This is a genomic window from Acidovorax sp. 22279, assembly GCF_052045435.1.
GTDB lineage: Bacteria > Pseudomonadota > Gammaproteobacteria > Burkholderiales > Burkholderiaceae_C > Acidovorax > Acidovorax delafieldii.
The window spans coordinates 178,285-200,312 of sequence record NZ_JBQEOV010000007.1 but is presented as its reverse complement, the minus strand read 5'-3'; the positions used below and the strand labels follow the sequence as shown (position 1 = coordinate 200,312).

Here is a 22,028-nt window from a genome sequence, read left to right as displayed (position 1 = left end):
CAGCAGTTAGTCATCAACCAGCTGGCTCATTGCAGCCGGGGACGAATCCATGTCATCTATTGATGTCAACAATGCACCGGCCGCCGACGGGACCCAGGGAGATCAGGACCTGGGTCCTTTGGCTTGGGTGCTTGACGAGCTGCGCAAATCGCTGGACGGTGCTGTCAAGGCGATGCGGCGCTTTGTGCGTGATGCAGAGGTAGCACGCGAGTCTGATCTGGCGGCGCTGGACGCTGGCCCCCTGCGCATTGCGCGCCAGCAACTGCACCAAGCCTGTGGTGCGCTGGAAATGGTGGGCATGGGCCCTCCGGCGCTGGTGTTGCGGTCCATGGAATCGGCGGTGCAGAAGTTTGTTCAGCGCCCCGAAACCTGCAGCGATGACGCTGCCGCCGTGATCGAGCGCGCCAGTTTTGCGCTGATCGAATACCTGGAAACCGTGCTGGCGGGCAAAGCCGTATCGCCCGTGGCCCTGTTTCCGCAGTACCGCGATGCCCAGGCACTGGCAGGCGCTGATCGCGTTCATCCCGCTGATCTCTGGCCGGTGGAGCGCCGTTTCCGTGAACCCGAAGGTGCGGTATCGCGCCCACCTCTGCCCTACGGTCCCGAGGCGCGGGCGCGGCTGGATGCAGCTGTGCTGCGCATCGTCAAGTCGGGGGACCTGAAGGCCGCCCTGAGCCTGCGCGACACCTGCCTGGGCTTTGTGGCTGCACAAACAGATCGGCAGGCGCGTGCGTTCTGGAAAATTTGCGCGGGTTTCTTCGATGCGTTTAGCTCGGGCCTTTTGCCGCCAGATGTGTACGTCAAGCGCGTGGCATCCCGTGTGCTCATGCAGTACGCCACCTTGGCCAAGGGCGATCCGACGATCGCCGACCGGCTGGTGCAGGACCTGCTGTTCTTCTGCTCGCAGGCCAAGGTGGCCGATCTGGCAGAGGACGCAGCGCCCTCATTGCGTGCTGTCCGTCAGGCCTTTGCGCTGGACCGCTTCAAGCCGGTGGACTACGAGACTGCCCGCTTCGGACGGTTTGACCCGGCGGTGTTGACGCAGGCGCGCAAGCGCATTGCCTCGGCCACGGAAACCTGGTCTGCCCTGGCGGGTGGCGACCGCAACAAACTCAAGCCAGCGGCAGACCAGTTCAGCTTGGTGTGTGATTCGCTGCGCAAGCTCCATCCGGGCAGTGAGAACCTGGCGCAGGCGCTGACGCGTGCCCTGGATTCAACCACCCGGTCGGGCGAACCCCCGTCGCCCGCATTGGCGATGGAAGTGGCTACCTCCGTGCTGTACCTGCAGGCAGCTTTTGAAGAGCTGGACACGGCAGACGAACAGATGGAAGCCCGCGCCAGCCGTCTTGCAGAGCGTCTGGATGCGGTCACGGCGGGTGCCGAACCCGAACCCCTTGAACAATGGATGGAAGAGCTGTACCGCCGGGTCAGCGACAACCAGACCATGGGCAGCGTGGTCGATGAGCTCCGGGTGACCCTGGGCGAGGCCGAAAAGGCCATGGACCAGTTTTTCCGCAACCCGAAGGACACTGGTGTGCTGGCGACCGTGCCAGGCCATCTTGCGCAGATGCGCGGCGTGCTGTCGGTGCTGGGGCTGGATCAGGCATCACTGGCGGTGGTCCGCATGCGCGACACGGTGGAGCGTCTGCTGATCAACGAGGTGCCCGAAGAAGAACGCCAAAGCGCGTTTGAAAAGCTGGGTAACAGCCTGGGCGCATTGGGTTTCCTGATCGACATGCTGAGCTATCAGCGCACCATGGCGCGCAAGCTCTTTGTGTACGACGAAGAACTGGGCGAACTGCGCATCCTCATGGGTAAAACCCGTGCGCGCGCCTCTGATGCTGTGGAAGAAGCGCCTGCCAAGCTGGAAGAGCGTTCTGCCACCTTGGTGCCAGACGTGATTCCCCGCTTTCCGGTGCAGGAGCCTGTCAGCGAGCCCACGGACTTTGCACCGTTCCCTGATTTTGAGTCGGCCCCCGCAGCCGATGCCAGCGTGGCGGCAGAGCCCGCAGGCCTGGCCCCGGACATCTCCTTTGACGTTCCCGCCGTTGCCGCGCCCGTACCGCTGGAAGCAGCCGCTCCGGCGGCTGCGGCTGCGCCTGCTCCAGCGCCCGATGTCGAAGATGAACTGCTCGACGTGTTCCTCGAAGAGGCACGCGAAGTGGTGGTCAACGGCCTGGCTGCCATTGAGCAGCTGCGGGGTGAACCTGGTGACTTGAGCGAGCAGACCACACTGCGCCGTGCGTTCCATACGCTCAAGGGCAGCTCGCGCATGGTGGGGCTGAACGACTTTGGCGAAGCAGCCTGGTCGATGGAGCAGGTGCTCAACGTCTGGCTGGCCGAACAAAAGCCCATGCAGCCGAGCTTGTTGCAGTTGTCCACCGACGCACTGCATGCTTTCAGTAGCTGGGCAGACGACATCGCCGCAGGCCGCGCGACGGGCTGGGACCCTGAGTCCTTCCGCCGGTCGGCAGACGCCATGCGCTTGGATGGCACGCTGGTACCGCTGGCGATGCCATCGGGTGGCGGTATGGCACCCGAACCTACAGCACCACAGGCCGCGCCGGAGCTTGCCGAGGCCGCGCCAGAGCCGGTGGATGCCCTCTCCACCGAAGTGCTCAGCGAAGAACTGACGGTGCCGGATTTCCAGGCCACCGAGATCTCCGAGCATGTTCCCGAACAGCCCGTCGAGAGCGCCAACGCTGCCCCGGAAGTGGCCGAGGAGATCGACTTCTCGGTGTTCACTGCAGCTTTGAACGAGTCTGCCCACGAACCTGCACCTGTGGTCGATCCGTCCAGCGTGGACTTTGTCCTCGACCTGGAGCTGCCTGACCTGGAGCCTGTGTCTGCGGAAGCGCCTGTGCCAGCAGTGGATCACGCAGAACCTGTCGATGCGCCGCTGCAAGCGCCCGCTGGCGCCCTGGGCGACGAACTATTGCTGCCAGAAGACCTGGTGCTCGATGCCGCCGAACCGCAAAACGCGGTGGATACAGAGGTCCGCATTCCTTCGGATGGGTTGGAGGCCCTGGACGTGGCTGAGCTGGAGAAGCTGCTGGAGGCCGAGTCGGCCGAGGCTGCCGAACTGCTTGCACCTGCCCCCGAGGACGTGGCTGTGGCCGGTTCCGAAGCGTTGCCAGACGACCTGATCGCTGAAGTGGAGCCCGCGCAAGAAGTGGCGCATCTGCTCGATGCCCTGCCGCAGGAAGAAGGCGGCAGCGACGATGCGGTGAAGGTCATCGACACGCTGCGCATCGGTATCCCGCTGTACAACGTGTACCTGAATGAGGCCGATGAATGGTCTCGTCGCTTGGTGACCTGTTTGCAGGAATGGGCGCTGGAACTGCATGAGCCGCTGCCTGACACGGCCGTGGCCCTGTCGCACTCGCTCGCCGGCAGTTCGGCCACGGTGGGCTTCACCGCGCTGTCCGAAATGGCCCGCGTGCTGGAGCACACGCTGCAGCATGTGCAGCTGCAGTCGGGTGGCACCGAAGAGCAGGCGGCAGCGTTCATGGCTGCAGCGGAAGACATCCGTCGCCTGTTGCACCAGTTTGCTGCCGGGTTCCTCAAAGAGCCGAGCCCGGAAGTGCTGGCCCAACTGCGCCAGATTCTGGAAACCGAGGTGGTCAGCACCCAGTCTCCACCCGAGGAAGATGCGCAGGCCTACCTCGACGCCGCAGAGCAGGAAGCGTCCGAAGTTGCTGCGGCCGAGTTGGCGCCTGAGCCGGTGGCGGAGGTGCCTGTGGTGGATGCAGAGCCTGAGGCTGTTGCACCGGCTGTGCCTGCCCCTGTGGTGGGCCATGTGGCGCCCGCGCTGTCGGCAGTCATCCACGACCACGATCAGCACATTGACGATGCCATTGCGCACGCCATTGCCTCGATCCCGGACGCGGACGATGACATCGATGCGATCGACGTTATCGATCCCGACCTGTTCCCCATCTTCGAGGAAGAGGCGGCCGAGTTGCTGCCCCAGCTCGGTGGTGCGTTGCGCCAATGGGCGTCGCGCCCCGACAACCTCAGCGCCCGCAGCGAAGTATTGCGAGCCCTTCATACGCTCAAGGGCAGTTCACGACTGGCCGGGGCGATGCGCCTGGGCGAAATGGCCCACCGGCTGGAATCTGCGATCGAGCAGCTGGACGCAGAAACCGTCACGGCCGACCAGATTGAGCCGTTGCAAGGCAGTTTCGATGGACTGCAAGCCAACTTCGAGGCGCTGCGTGCCATTGGTCAGAGTCCTTCCGACACGGTGGTTACTCTGCCGGTCGAAGCCACGCCCGCCTTGCATGCCAATGTGGTGGATGCGGCCGCAGCCTCCGTCCCCTCGGCGGCAGCATCTTCTGCCAAGCCGCTGGCGATAACGGCTCCGTCCGTGCGCCTGCCAGGACCATCCCAGCTGGCGCCCCTGCGAGTGGCAGCCAACCAGTCGGTGCGCGTGCGTGCACAGCTGCTGGACCGCCTGGTCAATCAGGCGGGCGAGGTGATGATCAGCCGTTCGCGCCTGGACGCGCGCCTGGGCCAGTTCCGTAGCTCACTCACCGATCTGTCGGGCAATCTGGACCGCTTGCGTCAGCAATTGCGCGACATCGAGGTGCAGGCCGAATCCCAGATGCAGTCGCGTCTGGCGCTGTCCAAGGACTCTGCTGCGGGCTTCGATCCGCTGGAGTTCGACCGCTTCACACGGGTGCAGGAGTTGACCCGCATGATGGCCGAGTCGGTCAACGACGTGGCCACGGTGCAGCGCAATCTGCAACGTGCCATGGAAGGCGCTGAAGACGACTTGATTGCCCAAGGCCGCCAGGCGCGTGAGCTGCAACGGGATCTGCTGCGCACACGTATGGTGGAGTTCGAGGGGATTGCCGAGCGCTTGTACGCGGTGGTGCGTCAGGCCTCCAAGGAAACCGGCAAGCAGATCAAGCTGGACATCACCGGCGGCTCCATCGAAATGGACCGTGGCGTGCTGGACCGCATGACGCCCGCCTTCGAACATTTGTTGCGCAATTGCGTGGCCCACGGCATTGAAGAGCCTGAAGTGCGCACGGCGGCCGGCAAGCCGTCGTCGGGCACCATCACGGTGGATCTGCACCACGAAGGCAATGACGTATCGGTCGAGTTCCGCGATGACGGAGCGGGTCTGAACCTGCCGCGCATTCGCGAAAAGGCCGTGTCTCAGGGCATCGTGGAGCCCGGCGTGGAGCTGAGCGATGCGGATGCGGCCAACCTGATCTTCATGCCAGGCTTCTCGACGGCCTCCGAAGTGACTGGTCTGGCAGGGCGGGGCATCGGCATGGACGTGGTGCGTGCTGAGATCAATGCGCTGGGCGGCCGCATCGAAACCTCCACCGAGGCGGGCAAGGGTGCGGCATTCCGCATGGTGCTGCCGTTGACCACCGCAGTGACGCAGGTGGTGATGCTGCGCTCGGGTGATTTGGCGATCGGCGTTCCGGCCAACGTGGTCGAGATTGTCCGCCGCACCTCGGCCCCTGACTTGGCAGAGGCTTACCGTACCGGCGTGTTTGACGACGGCATGGAGAAGATCCCGTTCTTCTGGTCGGGAGCCCTGCTGCAGTCGTCCAGCCGCAGCACCGAGCCGGCGGGCAAGACCCGCCCGGTGGTGATCTTCCGAAGCGCTGCCCAGCGTGTTGCGATGCACGTGGACGAAGTGCTTGGCAACCAGGAAGTGGTGGTGAAGAACCTGGGGCCGCAGTTGTCCCGTCTGCCGGGTCTGGCGGGCATGTCCGTGCTGGCATCGGGTGCCGTAGTGCTGATCTACAACCCGGTGGCCTTGGCCACGGTGTATGGCGACCAGGTGCGTGCGGCCAGTGCCGACATGGCACCAGCGCCCGACGCCCCCGCCGCAGGCGGCACGGGTAAGGCCGTCGTGTCTCAGCAGTTGTCGGGACCGAGTCAGGTGCCGCTGGTGCTGGTGGTGGATGATTCCATCACCGTGCGCCGCGTGACGCAGCGTCTGCTGCAGCGCGAAGGCTACCGTGTGGCCCTGGCGGCCGATGGCCTGCAGGCGCTGGAGCGTCTGCAGGAAGAACGCCCGACGGTGGTTCTGTCCGACATCGAAATGCCGCGCATGGACGGCTTCGATCTGGCGCGCAACATCCGTGCAGACGGTGCCTTGCGTGATCTGCCCATCATCATGATCACCTCGCGGATTGCTGAAAAGCACCGCGAGCACGCGATGGAGCTGGGTGTGAATCACTACCTGGGCAAGCCGTATTCGGACGAAGAGCTGCTGAGCCTGATCCAGCACTACGCCCGCATCGCTGCAGCGGCTGAGGCCTGACACCATGCTGGCCCACTCCCGACCCTGCGAGTCAGCCTGGGTCGGGAGTGCTCTCTTGTTGCCTTGCCTTGTGGTGTCCTGTGCATCGATAGGGCGGACCGAGTCACCGTGATGGACCCGCTGGCTCCATCCCCTTCCCCCGATCCCCGGCTGCTGGCCTGCCTGGCCCTGGTAGCGCGCGAGCGGGCTTCGGACCTGTTTTTGCTGGCGGGTGCCGCGCCCACCATCAAGCGGCAGGGTGCCTTTGTCCCCATCACACAGCAAGTCCTGGCGGCCGACGATGTGCGGCATATGGCCTATTCCATCTTGCGGGAGGCCCAGCGCAAGGAGTTCGAGACCACGATGGAGTGCGACCTCTCGCTGCAGACCGCTGACGGGGAGCGCTTTCGCGTGAACGTGCACATGCAGCGCGGGCAGGTCGGCATGGTGATCCGCCATGTGATAGCGCGGATCCCGACGTTGGAAGAACTGGGGTTGCCGCCCGTGCTGCAGCGGCTGGCGTTTCTCAAAGGGGGGCTGGTCTTGACGGTGGGCTCGGCAGGCTCGGGCAAGACCACCACGCTGGCCGCACTGCTGGACCATCGCAACACGCACACTGGCGGGCACATCCTCACGGTAGAAGACCCCATCGAATACCTGCACAGCCACAAAAAATCTCTGGTGACGCAGCGCGAGGTGGGTCTCGACACCCTGTCGTATGACGAGGCGCTACGCCGTGCCATGCGTGAGGCGCCCAACGTGATCATGATTGGGGAGATCCGCGACCGGGCCACCATGCAGCACGCGCTGCACTACGCCGAATCCGGCCACCTGTGTGTGTCCACTCTGCACGCCAACAACGCCAACCAGGCCGTGCAGCGCATCGTCAACTTCTTCCCCGAGGATGCGCACCGCCAACTGCTCATGGACCTGTCGCTCAACCTGCGCGCCGTGATTGCGCAGCGGCTGGTCCAGGGGCTTGCGGGCCATCTGGTGCCCGCCACCGAGATCATGCTGCTGACGCCCTATGTGGCAGAGTTGATTCAGAAGGGGCAGATCGACGAACTCAAGACCGCCATCACCCGCAGTGGTGAGCAGGGCATGTGGAGCTTTGACCAATCGCTGCTGGGCATGGTGGAGACCGGTGCGATATCGCCCGAAGAAGCCATTGCCAACGCCGACAACCGCACCGATGTGCGCTTGCGGCTGCGGCTGGCCGCCGGGGCCTCGCTGGGCGGCGAGGGCATGCAGATGGCGCCGGAGGAACTCCCGCCGGACGACCCGCCGCCCACGGCGCATCACTAGCGCTCGGCGACCTGCTTGAGTCTGTGGGTCGGTGTGTTGTTACCCTGCAGCTGTCTTCACCACGGCATACCGCTCCAACGTGCGTTGTCGTGCGGCATCGTGCTCCACCACGGGCAAGGGATAGGTGTCTCCCAGGCGCACGCCCGCTTCCTGCAGTTCCAGCGGGCGCGCCAGCCAGGGGGCGTGGAGTGCCTTGGTGGGGAGCGCTGTGAGCTGGGGTAGGTAACGGCGGATGAATTTGCCCTCCGGGTCGAACTTCTCGCTCTGGCTCACCGGGTTGAAGATGCGGAAATAGGGCTGGGCATCACACCCGCTGGAGCTGGCCCACTGCCAGCCGCCGTTGTTGGCGGCCAGGTCGAAGTCATTGAGGTGCGTGGCAAAGTAGGCCTCGCCCCGCCGCCAGTCAATGCCCAGGTCTTTCACCAGAAAGCTGGCCACCACCATGCGCAGGCGGTTGTGCATGTAGCCCGTCTGGTTGATCTGCGCCATGGCGGCATCCACCAGCGGGTAGCCGGTGCGGCCCTCGCACCAGGCGGCAAACAGGGCATCGGCCCCGGGGCCGGTCTCCCAGGCGATGGCGTCGTAGGCCGGTTTGAAACTTTGGCCCACCACATGCGGGTGGTGGTGCAGGATCTGGAAGTAGAAGTCCCGCCAGATCAGTTCGCTGAGCCAGGTCGTGGCGCCCGGGTTGCCCTCCAGCATCAGGCTGTGCGCCGTGCGCGCCAGCAAGCGCGGCGAGATGGTGCCAAAACGCAGGTGCACGCTCAGGTAGCTGGGCCCTTTCACCGCTGGAAAGTTGCGCGTGTCCTCATACCGCTCGATGCGGCCGAGAAAATCGTCGAATAACTGCTGTGCGCCCTGGGCGCCGGTGGGCAGGCGCAGCTGGGACAGCGCTGTGGGCTCAAACCCGAGGTCCTGCAAAGTGGGCACCGGCTGGCAATAGGCTTCCGGTCGTGCGGCCAGATGGTGGGCGTGGCGCTCCACCGGATAGCTCTTGAGCTGGAACACATCGATCTTCTTGAGCCATGCATTCTTGTACGGTGTGAACACGCTGTACGGGTTGCCGGTCTGCGTTAGCACCTCGCTGCGCTCGAGCAGGGTATGGTCCTTGAACGTATGGAAGGCCTTGCCTGCAGCCGCCACGCGCGTGCGCACCAGGCGGTCGCGGTCCAGCGCCTGGGGTTCGTCATCGTGGTTGGCAAAGACCGCCTGCACGTCCAGGGCGTTGGCCAGTGCCGGAATGGCATCGCTGGCCACCGCGTGCCACACGATGAGGCCTCCCCTTTCATGCCCCGAAAGTGCGCGCAGGGTTTCATCTAGCTCCACCAGCGACTCCCGGATGAACTCCACCCGCCGGTCGGCGCGGGGCAGGGCATCGAGGATGTCCTCATCAAAAACGAAAGTGCAGAACACCTGCTCGCAGCGCGTCAGCGCGTGGTACAGGGCCGCCTGGTCGTGGGCACGCAGATCGCGGCGGAACCAGACCAGGCCACGGGAGTAAGTGGGCTCGGGGGAGGGGGGCATGTTCACCGTTAAAATTGCGGGATGTCTTTCGATTCTGCGCCCATCAACCTGACGCATCACTTCCTGATCGCGATGCCCGGCCTGGAAGATGAGTCTTTTGCGCGCAGCGTCGTCTATCTGTGTGAGCACAGCGAACGCGGTGCGCTTGGCCTCATCATCAACAAGCCCACCGATATCACCCTCAAGGGCCTGTTTGACAAGGTGGACCTGTCGCTGCGCCGCGAGGACCTCACCAAAGAGCCCGTTTTTCAGGGCGGCCCGGTGCAGACCGAGCGCGGATTTGTGCTGCACGAACCCATGCTCATGGACAAGGGGGAAACCGACGAGTCGGCCTACGCCTCCACCATGACCATCCCCGGTGGCCTGGAGATGACCACCTCCAAGGACGTGCTCGAAGCCCTTTCCACTGGCGCAGGTCCCCGCCGCGTGCTCATCACGCTGGGGTATTCGTCCTGGGGCGAGGGTCAGTTGGAGTCTGAGCTTGCCGAGAACGCCTGGCTCACGGTGGCCGCCGATCTGTCGGTGATCTTCGACACGCCCGTGCCCGAGCGGTACGACCGAGCCCTGTCGCTTTTGGGCTTGCAGGCCTGGATGCTGTCGCCCGAGGCGGGGCACGCATGACTGGCGCGCCCGCTCAGTCCATCCAGCCGCCAGCCGTTCCTGCGCATTTCCAGACCTTTCTTGCTTTTGACTTTGGGCTCAAGCGCACGGGCGTGGCCTCGGGCAACCGCATGCTCAAGAGCGCCACACCCCAGCGCACCATCCAGGCCGAGGGCGACGCCCGTTTTGCCCATGTGGCCGAGCGCATCAAGGAATGGCAGCCCGATGCGCTGGTGATCGGTGTGCCCTACCACCCCGACGGCGCGGCCCACGAAAACACCGCGCGTGCTCTCAAGTTCGGACGCCAGTTGCGCGGGCGCTTTGGCTTGCAGGTGTTCGAGGTGGACGAGCGCTACAGCACCACCGAAGCCATTGCAGGTGGTGCCAAGGATGCCGACGCGGCCTCGGCCTGCATCATCCTGGAACAGTTTTTGAGGAATCTCCCATGACCACCCCATCCCCTGGAATGTCCGGTAGCTTGGTGCTAGACGCCGAGGCGCTGTACCGCGAACTGCTGCGCGGCGTGCGCAGCATGTTGACCCCCACCACGCGCCTGGCGGGCATCGCCTCCGGCGGCGCCTGGCTGGCCGAGCGCCTGCAAAAAGACCTGGGCCTGGAAGGTCCGGCCGGTGTGTTGTCATCGGTGATGCACCGCGACGACTTCGCCCAGCGTGGCTTGTCGGCCAGTGCGCAGACCGCGCTGCCGTTTGACGTGAACGGTGCCGACGTGCTGGTGCTCGACGACGTGCTCTACACCGGCCGCACCATCCGCGCCGTGCTCAACGAGCTGTTCGACTACGGCCGCCCCGCCAGCGTGCGCCTGGCCGTGCTGGTGGACCGTGGCGGGCGCGAGCTGCCCGTGCAGGCCGACTTTGCTGCTGCCCGCGTGGCCCTGCCGGTCGCCCATTCGCTGGCCCTGGCGCGAGGCGACAGCGGCACCTTCCAATTCCAAGTCCAAGACAAAGACTAAAGAGGCCTGACCGTGCTGCACAAGCGCAATCCCCAACTCAACGGCAACGGCGAACTCATCCACCTGCTATCCATCGAGGGCCTGCCGCGCGACATCGTCACGCACATCCTCGACACGGCCGCCAACTTCGTCAGCGTCAACGACCGCGAAGTCAAGAAGGTGCCCCTGCTGCGCGGCAAAAGCGTGTTCAACCTGTTCTTCGAGAACAGCACGCGCACCCGCACCACGTTCGAGATCGCGGCCAAGCGCCTGTCGGCCGACGTGATCAACCTGGACATCGCGCGCAGCTCGGCCAGCAAGGGCGAGTCGCTGCTCGACACTATTGCCAACCTGAGCGCGATGGCGGCCGACCTGTTCGTGGTGCGGCACAGCGAGTCAGGCGCGCCTTACCTGATCGCGCAGCACGTGGCGCCGCATGTGCACGTGATCAACGCCGGCGACGGACGGCATGCCCACCCCACGCAGGGGCTGCTGGACATGTACACCATCCGTCACTACAAAAAGGACTTCAGCAACCTCACCGTGGCCATCGTGGGCGACGTACTGCACTCGCGCGTGGCGCGCTCGGACATCCACGGCCTGACCACCTTGGGCTGCGCCGAAGTGCGTGTGGTGGGTCCGCGCACCCTGGTGCCGTCGGACATGGCGCAGATGGGCGTGCGGGTGTGCCACACGCTTGAAGAAGGCATCAAGGATGCCGACGTGGTCATCATGCTGCGCCTGCAGAACGAGCGCATGAGCGGTGCGCTGCTGCCTTCCAGCCAGGAGTATTTCAAGAGCTTCGGCCTCACGCAGGAAAAGCTGCAACTGGCCAAGCCCGACGCCATCGTCATGCACCCCGGCCCCATCAACCGTGGCGTGGAGATCGACTCCGCCGTGGTCGATGGAAAGCAGAGCGTGATCCTGCCGCAGGTGACCTTCGGCATCGCGGTACGCATGGCTGTCATGTCCATCGTCGCTGGGAACGAGGCGTGACCTTGAGGATGAATACTCCTGTTTTCATAGCTGCTCGTGCTTATCAATCAAGCGCTAGCAGCCAATTTGGCTTGAAATCATGAAGATACTGATCCAGAACGGCCGTGTGATCGACCCCGCCTCGGGCCTTGACCAGACCTGCGACATCGCGCTGGCGGCGGGCCGCATCGTGGGGGTCAACCGCGTGCCGCCCGACTTTGCGCCCAATCGCACCATCAACGCTGCCGGCTGCATCGTGTTGCCCGGCCTGGTGGACCTGGCCGCGCGCCTGCGCGAGCCCGGCCATGAGCACGAAGGCATGCTCGAATCCGAAATGGCTGCGGCCGTGGCCGGTGGCGTGACCAGCCTGGTCTGCCCACCCGACACCGACCCGGTGCTTGACGAACCCGGCCTGGTGGAGATGCTCAAGTTCCGCGCCGAGAAGCTGCACCAGTCGCGACTGTTCCCGCTGGGCGCGCTCACGCGCAACCTCGCTGGCGAGGTGCTGACCGAGATGGCCGAGCTGACCGAATCCGGCTGCGTGGGCTTTGGCCAGGCCGAGGTGCCGCTGGCCAGCACCCAGGTGCTGCAGCGCGCGCNCGCTGCAGTACGCCGCCACCTTTGGCTACACGGTGTGGTTGCGCCCGCAAGAGATGCACCTGGGCAAGGGCGTGGCTGCCAGCGGTGCGCTGGCCACGCGGCTGGGCCTGTCGGGCGTGCCCGTGGCGGCCGAGACGATTGCGCTGCACACCATTTTTGAACTGCTCAAGACCACCGGCGCGCGCGTGCACCTGTGCCGCCTGAGCAGCGCTGCGGGCGTGGAGCTGGTACGCCGCGCCAAGGCCGATGGCCTGAAGGTCACGGCCGATGTCAGCATCAACTCGCTGCACCTCACCGAAAACGACATCGGCTTCTTCGACAGCCGCGCACGCCTGACGCCGCCCCTGCGCCAGCAGCGCGACCGCGACGCCCTGAGCGCGGCGCTGCTCGACGGGACCATCGATGCGCTGGTGTCCGACCACACCCCGGTGGATGAAGACGCCAAGACCCTGCCGTTTGCCGAAGCCGAGCCCGGCGCCACGGGTCTGGAGCTCCTGCTGTCGCTGGCGCTCAAGTGGTCGCAAGACAGTGGTGTGCCTTTGCAGCGCGCGCTGGCAGTGGTCACGGCAGAGCCCGCACGCGTGCTGGGCAACGCGCTGGGCACCTTGCAGGCCAGCGTCGGCCAGATCGTGGAAGGCGGCGTGGGCGATCTCTGCATCTTCGACCCGCAGGCAGCGTGGACGGTGCAGGACGACGCGCTCGCCAGCCAGGGCAAACACACGCCGTTCTCGGGCTACGAGCTGCCCGGCCGCGTGCGCATGACCCTGGTCGGCGGACAGGTCGCTTTTGACCGCGGCTGAGACGGCGCGACGCTGCGATAGCAAGGCCCGGCCGTGAAGTTCCTGCGCGCCAGCTGGCGCCTCTTGCGGCTGCTGGGCCACATTGCCAAGGGCCTGTGGATTGTGGCGCTGCGGTTTCCGGCGCTGTCGCCCGACCAGCAGCACGCCCGCGTGCAGGTGTGGTCGCTGGAGCTGCTGGCCCATGCGGGCATCAGCCTGCGCATCCTGGGGCAGCCCCCGGTGACTGGCCCGGTGATGCTGGTGGCCAACCACATCTCGTGGCTCGACATCCCGGTGATGCATGCGGCGCGGCACTGCCGCTTTGTCTCCAAGTCCGACGTGCAGGCCTGGCCGCTGATCGGCACCCTGGCCACGGCAGCGGGCACGCTCTACATCGAACGCAGCTCGCGCCGCGATGCGCTGCGCATGGTGCGCTCGATGCAGGAGGCGCTGGAGCGCGGCGAGGTGCTGGCCGTTTTCCCCGAAGGCACCACGGGCGACGGGCGCGAGATGCTGCCCTTCCACGCCAACCTGCTGCAGGCCGCCGTGGCTGCAAAGGCGCCCGTGCAGCCCGTAGGCCTGCGCTTTGCCGACAAGGCCACGGGCGCCACCAGTTTTGCTCCCAGCTACATCGGCGACGAAACCCTGGTGGGCTCGATCTGGCGCACGCTCAGCGCCCCGCCCATCGAGGCCGTGGTGCACTACGGCCCCCCGGAGCTGGCAGGCGAGCGCGACCGCCGCACCTGGACGCAGCACCTGCACGACACGGTCGATCAGCTGCGCAAGGCCTGAGAACGCACACAGGATCCCTGGGTTCCCAACGAGCTGTCTTTGTGCGGCAAAAGCGTGCATATTCCACGCTTTGGGCCCTGCAGGTGGTCGTCCAGGTGGTCTGCCCGGCGCAATGTCCCGTATCGTCCGCGCTTTCCATTTGTCTGCGGTTCATCGCAGGCCTTTGCACACTGCCGGGAGGGCACCATGAACCTGATTGAACGCGCCAAAAGCATTCTTCTGCAACCCAAGGAGGCCTGGGCCACCATCGATGCGGAGGCCACCGACACCGCCACCCTGTTCACCCGCTACGCCATGATCCTGGCCGCCATTCCGGCGGTCTGCGGTTTCATCGGCATGTCGCTGATCGGCTTTGGCGGTTTTGGGGTCACCATCCGCGTGCCTTTTGTCTCCGGGCTGGTGAACATGGTCGTGTCATACGGGTTGAGCCTGGTGGGCTTGCTGGTGCTCGGTTTCATCATCGATGCGCTGGCGCCCACCTTCGGCGGGCAAAAGAACGCCATCCAGGCACAGAAGGTGGCGGTGTACGCCAGCACGGCCGCTCTGCTGGGCGGAGTGTTCAGCCTGCTGCCATCGCTGGCCATGCTGGGCCTGCTGGCGGCGGTGTACTCCATCTACCTGCTCTACACCGGCCTGCCTGTGCTCATGCGCAGTGCGCCCGAAAAGTCGGTGGGCTACACGGTGGTGGTCATCATTGCTGCCATCGTGATGGGTGTGGTCATCGGTGCCGTCAGTGCGCTGTTCATGCCGCGCAGCGGTGCGCTGTTTGGCGGTGCCGATGCCCCTGCCATCACCATGAACACGCCCGGTGGCAAGGTGTCCATCGACACCGCCGGCCTGGAAGCTGCCGGCAAGAAGATGGAAGAAGCCGCCCGCAAGATGGAAGAGGCCCAGAAGAGCCAGGATCCGGCCGCCATCGCCGCCGCCACGGGCGATGCCGCCAAGGCCGCTGCGGGTGTGCTGGGTGGGGGTCAGGCCATTGCGGCCCAGTCGCTCAAGGCGGCCCTGCCGGAGAAGCTGGCGGGCCTGCCCCGCACGGGTTTTGACGTGCAGGACGGTGCCGCCCTGGGCTTGCCCACCAGCCAGGCCAGCGCCCAATACGGCAACGACGACAAGCAGCTGCGCCTGGAGATCGTGGACGTGGGCGGCCTGGGGCAGATGGCGGTGATGGCCATGGGCATGGCGCAGGGCGAGAAAGAAGACCAGACCAGCGCCGAAAAGACGTGGCAAGAGGGGGGCCGCACCCTGCACCAACGCTACGACAAGGATGGCAGCCACGCAGAGTTCAAGACCATCCTGAAGAACGGCCTTGTGGTCAGCATCGAGGGCGACAAGATCGGTGTGAAAGAGCTGCGAGGCCTGATGTCGCAGGTGGACCTGAACGGGCTGGAAGGCCTGCAGCGCAAGGGCAAGTCCTGAGCGGAAGGGGACTTGCTATTGATTCAATAGCAATTCAGGCGTGTTCGACTAGCGCATCCGGCCGATTTTGATTCCATCACCCCCTCAGCCACGTGGAAACGTCACCACGTGGTCCACCTGGGCACGGATGCCGATCCACTCGCCCAGCGCGTGGTCGTGGTGGCTGGGCACATGGGCCAGCACCGTGTGGCCACTGGCCAGGCGCAGGGTGTACAGAAACTCCGACCCCCGGAACGACTTGCGCACGATTTGCGCCTGCACGGGCGCGTGGTCGTCGTGCACGATGTCGTCGGCGCGCAGCAGCACATCACATTCACCCGCAGGGTAGCTGCTGGGCAGGGGGCACTCATCCAGGTCAGTCAGGTCGCCCAAGGGTGTTTGGGCCACCACGTTGTTGCCGCCCTGCACCAGCGTGGCGGGGGCAAACACGCCGTGGCCGATGAAGTCGGCCACAAACCGCGTGGCGGGGCGGTGGTACAGGGTGTAGGCATCGTCCCACTGGTGCAGGTGGCCTTCGTTCATCACGCCGATCACATCGCCGATGGCAAACGCCTCGAACTGGTCGTGCGTCACAAACAGCGCCGTGGCGCCTGCGGCCTTGAGAATGCCGCGCACCTCGTGTGCCAGGCGCTCGCGCAGGTCCACGTCGAGGTTGGAAAACGGCTCGTCCAGCAGCATGAGCTGTGGGCGCGGCGCCAGCGCACGCGCCAGCGCCACACGCTGCTGCTGGCCGCCAGAGAGTTCGTGCGGGTAGCGGTGCTCGCTGCCCGTCAGGCCCACCAGCTGCAGCACCTCGGCCACCCGCGCGGCCTGCTCGGCCTTGGGCAACTGGTGGATGCCAAACGCCACATTGCGGCCCACCGACAGGTGCGGGAACAGCGCGTAGTCCTGGAACACCATGCCGATACGGCGCAGCTCGGGTGGCACGCTCAGGCGGGCGCTGCTGACCACACTTTTGGTGAGGCGGATCTCGCCCCCCGTCACGGGCTCCAGCCCGGCCACGGCGCGCAGCAGGGTGGTCTTGCCGCAGCCGGAGGGGCCGATCAGCACGCCGATGTCACCCGCTTTCAGGCTGAGCGTGACGCCTTGCACGGCGGCCTGTGCGCGGCCTGCGTAGTGCACTTCGAGTTGGGAGACCTCAAGAAACATATCTGTGCATTTTAGGCGGGGTGGAGTGAATGCTTAAAATTCGCATTTGCATTCCTGGGTGCTGGTGTAGTGTTGCGCGCTGGATGGCACATTGAAAACCGATGGATTTTTGGTCAGGGCAAGGCGCAAACCACTGCGATACCCGGAGGTATCGCTAGGATTTGCAACGCAGCCCTGGCCGAAAAGACGCGGTTTTTAAGTGCCAGATAGCGTGCAACACTGCACCAGGGTGCCCATGCCTTTCGGCAGGTGTGCGCTTTCTTTCCTCTGCCGAGCCCATCGCCTTGCGCCGCACGCCGTCTTCTGTCTTTCGCAGCATCCCGCTGATCCTGTTTGCAGGCTTTCTCGCCTTGCCGGTGCTGGCGGTGCTGGCGTCGTGGCTGCCGTTCTCGCCCACCGGGCAGGGCGATGCGCAGACGGGCGCCATCCTGCGCGAAATGGCGGCCACGGTGCTGCCCGGCTATGTGTGGACCACGCTGTGGCTCAGCGTGCTGGTAGCGTTGGGCGCGGCCGTGGTGGGCACGCTGGCGGCGGCGGCCGTCACGCTGTTCGACTTTCCGGGCCGCCGCACCTTTGAATGGCTGCTGCTGTTGCCGCTGGCAATGCCCGCCTACGTGACGGCCTACGCCTACACCGACTTTCTGCAGTTCAGCGGCCCGCTGCAGGTGGGCCTGCGCAACACCTTCGGCCTGGAAGGCCGCCTGCTGCCCGAGGTGCGCAGCCTGGGCGGCGCGGTGTGGGTGTTCATCTTCTCGCTCTACCCCTACGTGTACCTGCTGGCGCGTACGGCGCTGGGTGAGCGTGCTGCTCACCTCATGGAGGCCGCACGCCTGCTGGGTGCACCGCTGCCGCGCCGCATCCGCGCCGTGGCCCTGCCGCTGGCACGCCCGGCCGTGGCGGCTGGCGTGGCGCTGGTGCTGATGGAAACCCTGGCCGACTTTGGCGTGGCCAGCTACTTCGGCATCCAGACCTTCACCACGGGTATCTACAAGGCCTGGCTGTCCATGGACAACCGCCTGGCCGCCGCGCAGTTGGCGACCATGCTGCTGGTGGTGGTGATGGCGCTGCTGCACCTGGAGCACCGCGCGCAAAAGCGCATACGTTTTGCCACCGGCGGCGGGCGCGCAGGCTCGGCCGAGGCGCAGCCGCTGCGGCTGCATGGTGCGCGCCGGTGGGCCGCCTGGGCGGTCTGTACGGTGCCGGTGGTCATGGGTTTTGTCGCCCCGGTGGTCTTCATGCTGCGGCCGCTGGCGGCCGACTGGTCGGTGCTGCCGTGGGAGCGGTTCATGGAATGGGCCTGGCACAGCGTGCGCTTAGGATGCATCACTGCGGCGCTGGCCGTCGCCATCGCGCTCACCCTGGCTTTTGCGGTGCGCCGCCAGCCCGACGCCATCACGCGTGGCGTGGTGCAGCTGGCCAGCGTGGGTTATGCCGTGCCGGGCGCCGTCATCGTGGTGGGGCTGTTGTTGCCCGTGGGCTGGCTGCAGGCGGCCATGCCGCAGTGGGGTGTGGGCGCGCTGGTCACGGCCACGGCCTTTGGCATTGTGTGGGCCTACTTGGTGCGGTTTTGTGCAGTCGCCCTGCAATCCATTCAGAGCGGCTACGCGCGGATTCCGCCCAGCCTGGACGACTCTGCTCGCATGCTGGGCATGGGCAGCGCAGGCCTGCTGGCACGCGTGCACTGGCCGCTGCTCAAGCGCTCTACCGCCGCCGCAGCGCTGCTGGTGTTTGTGGATGTGATGAAGGAGCTGCCCGCCACCATGGTGCTGCGCCCCTTCAACAGCGACACCCTGGCCGTGGTGGCCTACCAGCTGGCACGCGACGAGCGCCTGGGCGAGGCGGCATTGCCGTCGCTGGCGTTGGTGGCGGTGGGGCTGGTGCCGGTGATTTTGCTCAGCCGCACATTGCGCAGCCGGGCGTAGTGCCAGACTGCAAAGCCACCGAGGCAGGGGGAGGCGGGGGGGGCCGATGGTGAACGGTCTCGCCACTTCTTCGACAGATCGCCAAGATCCAAGGCGCCGCTGTCGTTGGTCGGACGTCATTGCACGGGGTAGAGCGTTCCTGTGTAACGGTCACCACGCGAGTCATGAGACGGGCGCACGATCAATGTGCGGTAAGACTTGTAGTTGCCGTCTTTCAGCTCATCGCCAACCCACACAATCCATTCTTTCTGCAGGCGTTCACTACCCGCTTCGGTGGCCGGGCGGCTCACCACCCCGACGATCTTGAGGCTGAAAAATTGCGTGTCCGTTTCGATCTCCACGGTGTCTCGGTTCATGGTCACTTTGCCCAAACCCAAGAGAGTCTTGGGCGTGTGGGTTGGACCGTCTGCACGGTTGCGCAGTGAGGACGGGAAGGTGCGCAGGTCCAAGCGTTCATAAAGCGCTTTGACCGCGTTAGCAGGCAGGGCGGCTTGGGTCACGATAAAAGGCTGGGTGCCGACCATTCGCAATGCGTCACACACCAGGTATTCGCTGCGAATTTCCGCACTGCGTGTGGATTCGTCCGGAGCACTGGTAGACAAAAGATTGGAATACTGCGCGCAGTTGTTTGCCGCGCCCCCGTTGTCAAATGGCAAAGCCGTCCTGGGTACAGAAAGCGCCCCCTTCAGGTCCGTAAGTGCGGCCGCCACAGCAGCGTTCTGGGGGCTTACCTGGGTGAGTGCTTTGTGAGCGGAATGGCTCGCCGCTTGTGATGCGCCCAACGAGAGATAAACAGTTGCTGCTGTAGTGAGTAGAAATTTGTTCACTTGATGTTCTCCAGAAGCGCGGCTTCCTTCTTTCTGCGGGTTGGGAAAACATCGCCGAAGTTCCTCAAGATTTTTGCTGCTTCCGTCCAATCCTGTTTTGTGACGGCTGCCCAGAACTTCGGTGTCCCTGCATCCAGATTTTTCCCGTATTGGAAGGATACCGACGCGATCACGGTTTGAGCCTCTGCTGGCAAATCTATAAAGTTTTTTTCGCTAGAGGCTGCGTCGTATTTAATTTTCACCGTGGCCAAGTGAGCAGATTTAACAGCCTTGTCGATAGATTCTGCTTCGGAGGATGTGATTGTGAGCGGCGTTGTATCCAGCAGTTTCTTGGCGTCCTCCTTCTTGGCGCCGAGGTACGGTTTTAATTTTTCGATCAGGTTGGCAGGCAAGCCCAGTCGCTTCAAGTCTGCTTCTGACCGTTGGCCCAAGTCAAAACCGGTCGCAATCGTTACACCGCTTTTGCTCACTGCAGTTGCCGGAACGTAGCCACTAGTGGTGCGACCGCCCTCTAGGTCGCTCAGAAATGAATAGTCAATTAAGTCAGGCATTCTTGATTCTTGTTTTCGTATCTGTTTTTAAAGTGTGCGAGCAGATTTACTGATGTAGAGCCTCAAGTTGAGCCGCTACTGCGGACTCATCTGCACTATTCCTTGGCTCGCCCATCTGCTCAAATTGGCGTTGTGACGGAAGTACCCTCCCGCGCGGCGCATTGTTCTCTGTATTGATTCGCTAACGCATCTCACGCAGCTTTATTTCGTCTCCAGTTGCAACGGCTACTGAGTGGTGGGCCGGGTGCAAAAAAACGCATCGACGCCATTGCAATAGAGGCTAGGCGGCGACCGCTTCATTTGAAGCTGTACGGTGCGGTAGAACATCTGGTCACCTTGTCCCGCATTCAAAGGCAACGAGCGTTACATACGCTTCAGTTGATCAGCCTAAAAGGCAACGTGTCTTGACATAGACGTTGGCGCTGTGAGTTCGATTGGAGAACCGACTGATGCCTTCGTATTTCAACGATATGGGAATGTTGGATCGCAGCTGCGAACTGCATCTGAGGCGGGTGCTGTACGGAGCACTGGACACAAAACGTTCAACGTATCGCACCAGCACAGATCTGGTTACTTAGACTCCATGCCCGGCTCGCGGGGCAAAGTCAGCGTGAAGCGCGACCCCTGTCCCTCCGCAGAGGATAGTGTGAGCGTGCCCCCCATCAGCACCGCCAACGCCCGCGACAACGCCAGCCCGAGGCCCGTGCCGCCGTGCTGGTAGCTCACCTGGTCGTTGCCTTGGCGAAATTTCTCAAAGATCGTTTCGTGCAGGTGCGCCGGGATGCCCGGGCCGGTGTCCACCACGTGGAAGCGCACGGCGTCTTGGCTGGCGTCCACCTCAATGGCGACCGAGCCCGTGTCGGTGAACTTCATGGCGTTGGACAGCAGGTTGTTGAGCACCTGTTTAAGCCGCAGTCCGTCGCACATCAAAGTGTGGGGGGCGTCAGGGGCAATGCGCACATGGAGCGCCAGGTTCTTGTTGGCGGCCGTGACGGCAAAGAAGTCGGCGGTGGACTGAACAATCTCGGTCACGTTCTGTTCGGTGGGCATGTGGGGCATAGCACCTGCTTCCACCTTGGCCAGATCCAGGATCTCGGTGAGCAGGGCGTTCAAGTGGTCTGCCGCCTTGCGGATCAGGCTGGCCTGTTCCTTGAAGCGGGGCTGCTCCAGCCGTAGCTCCATCAGTTCTGCGAAGCCGCGGATGCTGGTGAGGGGCGTGCGCAACTCGTGCGAGACGGCGGCCAGGAACTCGCTCTTGGCCTTGCTGGCCGAGCGGGCCTCGGCCTCGCTGATGCGCAGTGCGGCGTTGGTGCTCTCCAACTGGCGCACGCTGCGCACAAAGATCACCGCTGCACCCACCAGCGCCACACTGAACAGCGCCATGGTGAACAGGGCCACATTGCGGCTAGCGCGCCATTCCTGCAAGGCCTCGTCGGTGCTGGTGGCCACCACCACCATCAGAGGGTAGGTGCCAACACGGCTGTAGGCATAAATGCGTTCGATACCGTCGATGCCGCTGGAGCGCACGTAGTGGCCGCTGGGGCCGCGTTCTTCTGCATTGTTGTCCGGACTGCGCGGCACTACGCTTCCCATTCCGACGCTCTGTCCTCCCATCACTCTTGCTCGAATGGTGCGGTCGTTTCCGATAAGTGTCACGACGCCAGTTCGCCCCAATTGAACTCCGCGATAGACGTCCTCAAAGTAATCGGGGTTCACGGAGGCAACAATCACGCTGGCTACGCCACCGCCAGCGTCCTGAATTTTGCGCGACAACTGGATGGTGGCCTTGCCGGACACCTTCCCAATCACGGGCTTGCCCACAAACAGTCCGCTAGGCGTCGGCTGCAGACGTACCGTCTCCGACGCGGAGGGATGGAGGTGCACTTGCACATGCTCACGCTCGGACAGGTCAACGTGACCCGTTTTCTCGCCGGTGGGGTCGATGTTGCTTCCAACGAACCGGCCGTCGGAGCCGACCAGTGAGAGCTGAGTCAGGATCAAGGGGGCAAGCCCGGTCTCGTTGGCGAACCGCGTGAAGTCTGCCTTTTCAAAGTCGTTGGCCAGCACAGCGTCACGCATGCGAAGGGTCGCCTGGTCTACGGCCGCCATCACCCGTACGGTCTGTTCGCCCAGGCTCAGCGCGAGATTGCTGTTCTGGCGAACCTGCGCGTTCATGGCATCGCGCCGTGACACATCCATAAGCAGAGCCACCGTACCCCAGGCCATGATCAAGACCAAGGCCGTACCCCATGTCACCATGGCACGCAAAGGCAGGCTGGATGGCCGCTTGAGGTGCGGTGCCGCACTGCTGGTGGCAGAACGCTCGGGGGCGGTGGCGGAGGGCGGTTTAGGGGCCGTCATGGGC

14 protein-coding genes and 1 pseudogene are annotated in these 22,028 nt (G+C 64.5%); 10 read left to right on the top strand and 5 right to left on the bottom strand.

Going from position 1 to position 22,028, the window contains the following annotated elements; translation table 11 throughout:
- The first annotated feature begins 49 nt into the window (after nucleotides 1–49).
- Complete coding sequence (locus ACTJKQ_RS11515) at nucleotides 50–6,292, top strand: Hpt domain-containing protein (RefSeq protein WP_440596897.1); 6,243 nt, start codon at nucleotides 50–52, stop codon at nucleotides 6,290–6,292.
- Nucleotides 6,293–6,403: 111 nt separating this feature from the next.
- Nucleotides 6,404–7,576, top strand: coding sequence for a PilT/PilU family type 4a pilus ATPase (locus tag ACTJKQ_RS11510; RefSeq protein WP_440596896.1), 1,173 nt, complete (start codon nucleotides 6,404–6,406; stop codon nucleotides 7,574–7,576).
- 39 nt (nucleotides 7,577–7,615) lie between these two features.
- Here the strand turns inward: ACTJKQ_RS11510 and ACTJKQ_RS11505 are convergent, their stop codons facing one another.
- Nucleotides 7,616–9,100: a cryptochrome/photolyase family protein gene (locus tag ACTJKQ_RS11505; protein ID WP_440596918.1), complete on the bottom strand. Its 1,485-nt coding sequence runs from the start codon at nucleotides 9,098–9,100 to the stop codon at nucleotides 7,616–7,618.
- A 21-nt stretch (nucleotides 9,101–9,121) separates the two neighbouring features.
- On the opposite strand from ACTJKQ_RS11505, the gene ACTJKQ_RS11500 reads away from it, so the two are divergent.
- The 7 genes and pseudogenes from ACTJKQ_RS11500 to ACTJKQ_RS11470 all read left to right on the top strand — a co-directional run bounded on the left by ACTJKQ_RS11500 (nucleotide 9,122) and on the right by ACTJKQ_RS11470 (nucleotide 15,214).
- Complete coding sequence (locus tag ACTJKQ_RS11500; protein WP_015015583.1) at nucleotides 9,122–9,721, top strand: YqgE/AlgH family protein; 600 nt, start codon at nucleotides 9,122–9,124, stop codon at nucleotides 9,719–9,721.
- Nucleotides 9,718–10,149, top strand: coding sequence for a Holliday junction resolvase RuvX (gene ruvX / locus ACTJKQ_RS11495; RefSeq protein ID WP_099729341.1), 432 nt, complete (start codon nucleotides 9,718–9,720; stop codon nucleotides 10,147–10,149). The genes ACTJKQ_RS11500 and ruvX overlap by 4 nt, the downstream gene beginning before the upstream one ends.
- Nucleotides 10,146–10,670: a bifunctional pyr operon transcriptional regulator/uracil phosphoribosyltransferase PyrR gene (gene pyrR, locus ACTJKQ_RS11490; protein ID WP_060987636.1), complete on the top strand. Its 525-nt coding sequence runs from the start codon at nucleotides 10,146–10,148 to the stop codon at nucleotides 10,668–10,670. Before ruvX ends, pyrR begins: the two co-directional genes overlap by 4 nt.
- 12 nt (nucleotides 10,671–10,682) lie before the next feature.
- Nucleotides 10,683–11,645, top strand: coding sequence for an aspartate carbamoyltransferase catalytic subunit (locus tag ACTJKQ_RS11485; protein ID WP_056066217.1), 963 nt, complete (start codon nucleotides 10,683–10,685; stop codon nucleotides 11,643–11,645).
- 79 nt (nucleotides 11,646–11,724) lie between these two features.
- Nucleotides 11,725–13,024 (top strand): annotated as a pseudogene (locus ACTJKQ_RS11480) (dihydroorotase).
- Between the two features lie 33 nt (nucleotides 13,025–13,057).
- Nucleotides 13,058–13,795 carry a lysophospholipid acyltransferase family protein gene (locus ACTJKQ_RS11475; protein WP_056066211.1) on the top strand — a complete coding sequence of 246 codons (738 nt, stop codon included), beginning with the start codon at nucleotides 13,058–13,060 and terminating at the stop codon, nucleotides 13,793–13,795.
- A 186-nt stretch (nucleotides 13,796–13,981) separates the two neighbouring features.
- Nucleotides 13,982–15,214, top strand: a complete 1,233-nt coding sequence (locus ACTJKQ_RS11470) for a Yip1 family protein (protein ID WP_288852670.1) — start codon at nucleotides 13,982–13,984, stop codon at nucleotides 15,212–15,214.
- Between the two features lie 84 nt (nucleotides 15,215–15,298).
- Here ACTJKQ_RS11470 and ACTJKQ_RS11465 read toward each other — a convergent pair whose 3' ends face one another.
- Nucleotides 15,299–16,363: an ABC transporter ATP-binding protein gene (locus tag ACTJKQ_RS11465; RefSeq protein WP_440596895.1), complete on the bottom strand. Its 1,065-nt coding sequence runs from the start codon at nucleotides 16,361–16,363 to the stop codon at nucleotides 15,299–15,301.
- 284 nt (nucleotides 16,364–16,647) lie between these two features.
- On the opposite strand from ACTJKQ_RS11465, the gene ACTJKQ_RS11460 reads away from it, so the two are divergent.
- Nucleotides 16,648–18,285 carry an ABC transporter permease gene (locus tag ACTJKQ_RS11460; protein ID WP_440596917.1) on the top strand — a complete coding sequence of 546 codons (1,638 nt, stop codon included), beginning with the start codon at nucleotides 16,648–16,650 and terminating at the stop codon, nucleotides 18,283–18,285.
- Nucleotides 18,286–18,401: 116 nt separating this feature from the next.
- On the opposite strand, the gene ACTJKQ_RS11455 is transcribed toward ACTJKQ_RS11460, so the two are convergent.
- From ACTJKQ_RS11455 to ACTJKQ_RS11445, 3 genes are all read right to left on the bottom strand, one after another.
- The gene (locus ACTJKQ_RS11455; protein WP_440596894.1) at nucleotides 18,402–19,112 is read right to left on the bottom strand and encodes a hypothetical protein; all 711 of its coding nucleotides are present in this window, start codon (nucleotides 19,110–19,112) and stop codon (nucleotides 18,402–18,404) included.
- Complete coding sequence (locus tag ACTJKQ_RS11450; protein ID WP_440596893.1) at nucleotides 19,109–19,663, bottom strand: pesticin C-terminus-like muramidase; 555 nt, start codon at nucleotides 19,661–19,663, stop codon at nucleotides 19,109–19,111. The genes ACTJKQ_RS11455 and ACTJKQ_RS11450 overlap by 4 nt, the downstream gene beginning before the upstream one ends.
- 570 nt (nucleotides 19,664–20,233) lie before the next feature.
- Complete coding sequence (locus ACTJKQ_RS11445; protein WP_440596892.1) at nucleotides 20,234–22,024, bottom strand: sensor histidine kinase; 1,791 nt, start codon at nucleotides 22,022–22,024, stop codon at nucleotides 20,234–20,236.
- Nucleotides 22,025–22,028 lie beyond the last annotated feature (4 nt).